6 protein-coding genes are annotated in these 5,502 nt (G+C 34.8%); all 6 read left to right on the top strand.

Features of this window, described 5'->3' with window-relative positions:
• Window positions 1-158 precede the first annotated feature (158 nt).
• The 6 genes from ACQV2G_RS08830 (at window position 159) to ACQV2G_RS08805 (ending at window position 5,330) form a co-directional block, all read left to right on the top strand.
• Window positions 159-653: a hypothetical protein gene (locus ACQV2G_RS08830; protein ID WP_428874436.1), complete on the top strand. Its 495-nt coding sequence runs from the start codon at window positions 159-161 to the stop codon at window positions 651-653.
• A gap of 641 nt (window positions 654-1,294) precedes the next feature.
• Window positions 1,295-2,434, top strand: coding sequence for a hypothetical protein (locus tag ACQV2G_RS08825; protein ID WP_428876619.1), 1,140 nt, complete (start codon window positions 1,295-1,297; stop codon window positions 2,432-2,434).
• Window positions 2,435-2,819: 385 nt separating this feature from the next.
• The gene (locus ACQV2G_RS08820) at window positions 2,820-3,248 is read left to right on the top strand and encodes a phage tail protein (protein ID WP_428876618.1); all 429 of its coding nucleotides are present in this window, start codon (window positions 2,820-2,822) and stop codon (window positions 3,246-3,248) included.
• Window positions 3,239-3,460 carry a hypothetical protein gene (locus ACQV2G_RS08815; RefSeq protein ID WP_428876617.1) on the top strand — a complete coding sequence of 74 codons (222 nt, stop codon included), beginning with the start codon at window positions 3,239-3,241 and terminating at the stop codon, window positions 3,458-3,460. The genes ACQV2G_RS08820 and ACQV2G_RS08815 overlap by 10 nt, the downstream gene beginning before the upstream one ends.
• 257 nt (window positions 3,461-3,717) lie before the next feature.
• Window positions 3,718-3,996 (top strand): hypothetical protein, encoded by a 279-nt coding sequence (locus ACQV2G_RS08810; protein ID WP_428876616.1) that lies wholly within the window; start codon window positions 3,718-3,720, stop codon window positions 3,994-3,996.
• A 203-nt stretch (window positions 3,997-4,199) separates the two neighbouring features.
• Entirely contained in the window at window positions 4,200-5,330 is a 1,131-nt protein-coding gene (locus ACQV2G_RS08805; protein WP_428876615.1) for a Fic family protein, read from the top strand.
• Window positions 5,331-5,502: the final 172 nt, after the last annotated feature.

Genomic DNA, 5,502 nt, shown 5'->3' with positions numbered 1-5,502 from the left:
CATAAGCATGCCCATTTAGAAGCACCTTGTGTAACATATGTTTGACAACTCTAGATTTTTTCTTTAAATTTGAATGAGCATATCAATTGATATCTTTTTTTATTTTGATATTATTTAACATATAGTATATAAAATTTAAAATTAGGAGTGGAAAAAATATGACCAAATTAAAAACAGTTATCGGTATGGTAGCAGGTCTTGCAGGTGCCTATGCGGTAGTTAATTATCTATACCCTGAAAAAACAGAGGAGTATCGTAAGAAATTATCAGAATCGAGTGTGGAAGCGCGCGATCAATTGGCTTCTTATAAAGAGCTTGCTCTTAAAAAGGGTCAAGAGTTATCTGATGTTGCTGCTTTAGCAAGTGAAGATGCTAAAGTATCTTTTTCAGAAACGGCAGAAGAATTAAAATTTTCTCTAACAAACTTGAAAAATCAATTATTTAGTTCAATTGAAGAAACGCAGCATTCTCTTGCTAATCAAAATGATGATTCTGATTTTAAAGAAGTCTTAGCTCATTCAGCTAATGAATTAAAAGAAGAAATCGGACAATCATTTGAAGAAATTCTTGAAAGTTTCGCCAATTTAAAACATGAGATTGAAGACACTACCGATATCGCAATTGAGTTATCAAAAGAAGTTACTGGTGAGTAATTTTATATAAATTGGCTTTATGTCAAATAGGGTTGATGCTATCCAAGGAGATTAAGCAACTAATGGTTGCTTGGTCTCCTTTTCTTTTCTTCTTGACACATATACTCTTGGTTATCGATGAATTAAAGCTTAATTATACAAAACATGCCATCAAAAAATTAGCCCTAAGAAAAGTTTTACGAATCAGGGGTAAGCTCGGCTTGAAACGTACAAAAATCTGGCGGAGTCACATCGCTATAGCTCTTACGAAGGCACTGTGGGAACAAATGCTCCCAACCACCTCAATCGTCGCTTTAGTGTAAAATGAATGGCAACTGAAAGTTAAATTAGGGAAAAATTCTGCTTATTTAAGCCCTATTATGGATTTATTTAACTCTGAAATGATCGCTTGGAATCTTAGCGATCATCCAACCTTAGATTGGGTCATCAAGCCATTGACTGACGCTATTGCTATGATTAAATTGGTCTTTAGAAGCGTTATATTTGAATTTTTACAAATAAGTTAGTATGCTAAGGATAAGGAAAGTTCTAAAAGAACGATTTGTCTAAAGCAATTATTTTATAGTATTTATCACCACTATAAAGATAAATTGTACCTTAAAGCACCTTGAGTGTTAAAACTTTAAGAAAGAGGGATTTATATGAATAATGAACGAGATAAGCACAATGTTGAGCCTACTGTTGGAGGTCAGGGTAAGGTCGTTGTAAAGGATCCTACTAAAGATACTGGCAACCACACTTATACCTCACATCATGATCACCATATAGGACATCATCATCGGATAGGAGAAAACTTATCGTGGCGTGCTGTTTTCGCTGGATTAGTGACTTTCGTCGCTTTAAGCATGTTGTTCTCTTTAATTGGGGCAGCTATCGGACTTGGAGCTACTGACTTAACCGCTGTTAATCCATTAGATGGAGTTGGAATGGGCTTAATCATTTGGACGATTGTGTCATTAATTTTAAGTTTAGCCGGCGGAGGATTTATCGCAGGATACACTGCACACCGAGCTGGTATGGTTCATGGTTTCCTGACATGGGCTACAGGCCTAATTGTAGCAGTAGTATTGGCTTCATCAGCAGTGACAGGAACTTTCAATACAATTGGTGCTATGTTTGGTGCGACAACTAGTGCTGCTGGAGATGCAATAGGAAATGTTTCAAAAGCTGCAGGTAATTTATCTGAAGAAGTATTTAACGCTGTAGCAGATAACTTACAACTTGATACATCGAATTTAGACCAAGAAGTACAAGATTTACTAGAAGACACTGAAATTGAACAGTTGCAACCAGGTTATTTACAAAATCAGTTAGATGAAACGGTAACTGATATTCAAAATGCAGCTAAAAGCGTTGTGGTTGATGGAAAACCTGTTGAGCAAGCGATGAAAGATGTTTATACAAACATTGAAGATCGTATGGCTACAATTGACGAAGGTTTAGATGAAGATGCTTTATCGAATGCTATTGCTGATAATACTGATTTAAATGATGAAGAAGCAGAAGAAGCTACAGCTCACATTATGAAATCATATGAAGAAGCTCAAGCTCAAGCGAAATATTTACTTGCTAGCGCTGAAACTGAAATGAATCGCTTAGAAAGTGGAACAAAACAAGCAATTGACGAAGGTGTCGAAACAACAAATGATGTTATGAATGAAGCTTCTAAATATTCTATCTATGCTTTCATTGGATCTGTTTTGGGATTAGTAATTTCTGCCTATGCTGGTAAGATGGGTGCAGAAAAAGAATTAGAGCAAGATCAAGTTGTTATTAAATAATTTAGCCTGTAATTTACAATATTAAACTAATAAAGAGTCTACTGATTATAGTGACCCAAGAAGTTGGACCAGAGAGATGAGTACATCTTGTATGTGCTTGTCTCTCTTATTTTATTGTTTTCTAAGCAGCTTGAAGATTAGCGAGAAACCTATCGAGAGGCCAGCATGAGGCAGCAGGGAACTTAAATCTACTTATGAAGATACACTTGATTCAATAAGTGAATTAAATAAAGCTCAAAACAAACTATAATTATTAATGAGTGACTTTGGAGATGAAATAGGCAAAGTACTAGCTCTGATATTCCAAGTTGTAGCTGATATCTTACAATCAATTGGAGAATAGTTTTCTAAGCTTCCTAAGCCCGCAAAAGAGTTTGCCATTGTCATGGGATTGCTGGTGACCGCCTTAGGGGTCATAGCCCCGGTGTTTATGGTGTTATTAGCCGTAGCAACTGCGGCTCAACTATCGATTTTTGGCTTTATCAAAGCCTCGTTAGCTACTATAGCTCCGATTGCTCTAACAATAGTTGCAATAGTAGGTTTTGTTTTAGTAATCAAGCAGCTCTGGGAAACTAGTGACCAATTCAGAGAGGCTGTTATAAACACTTGGGTTGCTATAAAAGAGTTTTTACAGCCAATCATCCAATCTATCAGCGATTTTGTAATGAAAATATGGAGTTCAATGACAAGTTGGTGGAATGAAAACAACGAACTAATTAAACAAACGATTAATACTGTTTGGGGCTGGATAAAGACTTTTATCTCAATAATATTGGATCAAGTTTTTGCTAAGGTCAGCTTAGTTTGGGATTGATTCAAGGGGTCACTCAAACGGTATGGCCTATCATTCAAGAAACAATCAGAATAGCAATGGACTTTATTCTAGGAATCATTAAGGCAGTTATGCAATTAATCAACGGTGATTGGTGTGGTGCATGGGAGACGGTAAAACAAACGGTGTTTCAAGCGTGGGAACGCATTAAATCCGGCACACAGCAAACAATCGATTCGGTAAAAACTTTATGATAAATGGATTGACTAGCGCAAAGAATAAAGCTGTGGAAATATTTAACAGTATCAAGCAAGCGATTACAGATAAAATTAATTCTGCAAAAGATGCGGTAGGGAATGCAACTGAAAAAAATAAAGTCTTCTTTAACTTCAGTTGGTCGTTACCCGAGATTAAATTACCACGACTCCCTAGATTGAGTATTACCGGTCGATTTAGTTTAACTCCACTACAAGTTCCAAGAATCTCTTAGCATGCGGACGGAGGAATTATGATGAATCAAACAGTGTTTGGTATTAATGGCAAAAATATTCAAGTTGGTGGTGAAGCAGGTCCAGAGGCTATCCTACCATTAAGTTCTAAAGTATTAGGAGAGATTGGTGCAGGGATTGTTAAAGCAACTAATGTGACTAATAGCGAGAGTGGAGATACTTATATAACTGTCAATGCTGAAGTTGCTAATGACTATGATGTTGATCGTATGATAGATATCATTGAAGAAAGGTTAGGAGAAAAGGAAACTAGAACAAACGGAGATCTAGGTTTCACATAATAAATTATCCCCTTTGGTTAATACTGGAGGGAATCAAAATATCAATTCTAAGGTCAATTCAGGATTAATTATGAGTGAGGGTAGGCTAAATCAATGGAAAATTAGTTAGATAACATTTTCAAAACTTATAAATAAAGGAAAAATAATGCTTTTTTTATCTTAATATGATAAACTTAATCATGCTTAAAGGGAGGAGGAAAAATATGACAATTCAGGGTCTGGAATTATTGCCACCTAAAGTGTCTATAGAAGAAGAATTATCGTTATACAAAAAAATTGCTATTATCAAGAGTACGATAGGTAAGTTAAATTCAGAATTGAATCACTCTCCTGTCGATGATAACCTTCTTCAAATTCTTTCATTAAAGGAGTCGGTTCAATCAACTAGAATTGAAGGTACTCAAGTAACTTTTGCGGATATGATTGATCAAGCAAATTCAAAAAAGAAGTCTAAAGAAATTACAGAGGTACTTAATTATAAAAAAGCACTAACAGTTGGTATCGAAATGATCAATCAGGGAAATCCAATCAGTTCTAGGATGATAAAAAGTTTGCACAAAGAACTTATGTCCAATGAAGCGAGAGGAACGTCTGCTTCTGCTGGTGAATTTAGAAAAATTCAGAATCACATCGGTCCAGATAATAAAATCGAAAACGCAGTTTATATTCCAATTCCTGCTCAAAAAATCGGAGAATATATGACCAATTTGGAATATTATATTAATTCAGTAAAGCATTTTAGTTTTGAAAAAGAAAAGCTTGATGATTTTAATTATTTGGATGAAAATACCGATCCATTGATTAAGGCTGCAATTATTCATGCGCAATTCGAATCGATACATCCTTTTTTAGATGGAAATGGGAGATTAGGAAGAATACTAATTATTTTGACTTGCATGCAAGATAAACTAATTGATAAGCCAGTCTTCTTCATTAGTGAGGAATTGGAAAAAGAAAGGCTGAGATACTATAATCGCTTGAATGGGGTTCGTGGAAAAAATCCAAATTGGTTTGAATGGATAGACTTTTTCCTTTCAGCCTCAAAAAGAATGGTCGATTCCTTATCAGTAAAAGTAGAGAATATAAACAATTTAGCAAGATCAGGAATTAATATTATAAATGAGAACAATTATTACATTAATCAAATATGGCTATATACCTTTAGGAATCCATTTTGTAACGTAAAGGATGTTGCTAGAGCTTTAGGCATAACGGACGCAACAGCTAGAAAGTATCTAAAGAAATTATCTGATTTGAAGTTAATAGAGGAAGATAATTCAAAGAAGAGAAACAAACTTTATATTAATTATGACCTAATTAATATTATAAGTTAGTTTTTATATTCATAGCGTAAAATTTCTTGTGTAAGCTCCTAGACTCCCTAGAAAAAGAGACCTCACTTATGTAAGATTGTAATCACCACAAAACAATCACAAATAGGAGGTCCCTTATGGAAGACTTTAACACAAAATGATTCACAGCACTAGCACAAGGAGAATCTATTCA

It is taken from the genome of Facklamia sp. P12955, from assembly GCF_050409565.1.
Taxonomy (GTDB): domain Bacteria; phylum Bacillota; class Bacilli; order Lactobacillales; family Aerococcaceae; genus Facklamia.
The sequence above is the reverse complement of the archived record's forward strand: the minus strand, read 5'-3'. Positions and strand labels throughout refer to the sequence as shown.

Bases quoted from the DNA above. Each gene is read 5' to 3' on its own strand.
- ACQV2G_RS08810 (WP_428876616.1), top strand. From the start codon at position 3,718: ATGAATCAAACAGTGTTTGGTATTAATGGCAAAAATATTCAAGTTGGT.
- ACQV2G_RS08805 (WP_428876615.1), top strand. From the start codon at position 4,200: ATGACAATTCAGGGTCTGGAATTATTGCCACCTAAAGTGTCTATAGAA.
- ACQV2G_RS08825 (WP_428876619.1), top strand. From the start codon at position 1,295: ATGAATAATGAACGAGATAAGCACAATGTTGAGCCTACTGTTGGAGGT.
- ACQV2G_RS08830 (WP_428874436.1), top strand. From the start codon at position 159: ATGACCAAATTAAAAACAGTTATCGGTATGGTAGCAGGTCTTGCAGGT.
- ACQV2G_RS08820 (WP_428876618.1), top strand. From the start codon at position 2,820: ATGGGATTGCTGGTGACCGCCTTAGGGGTCATAGCCCCGGTGTTTATG.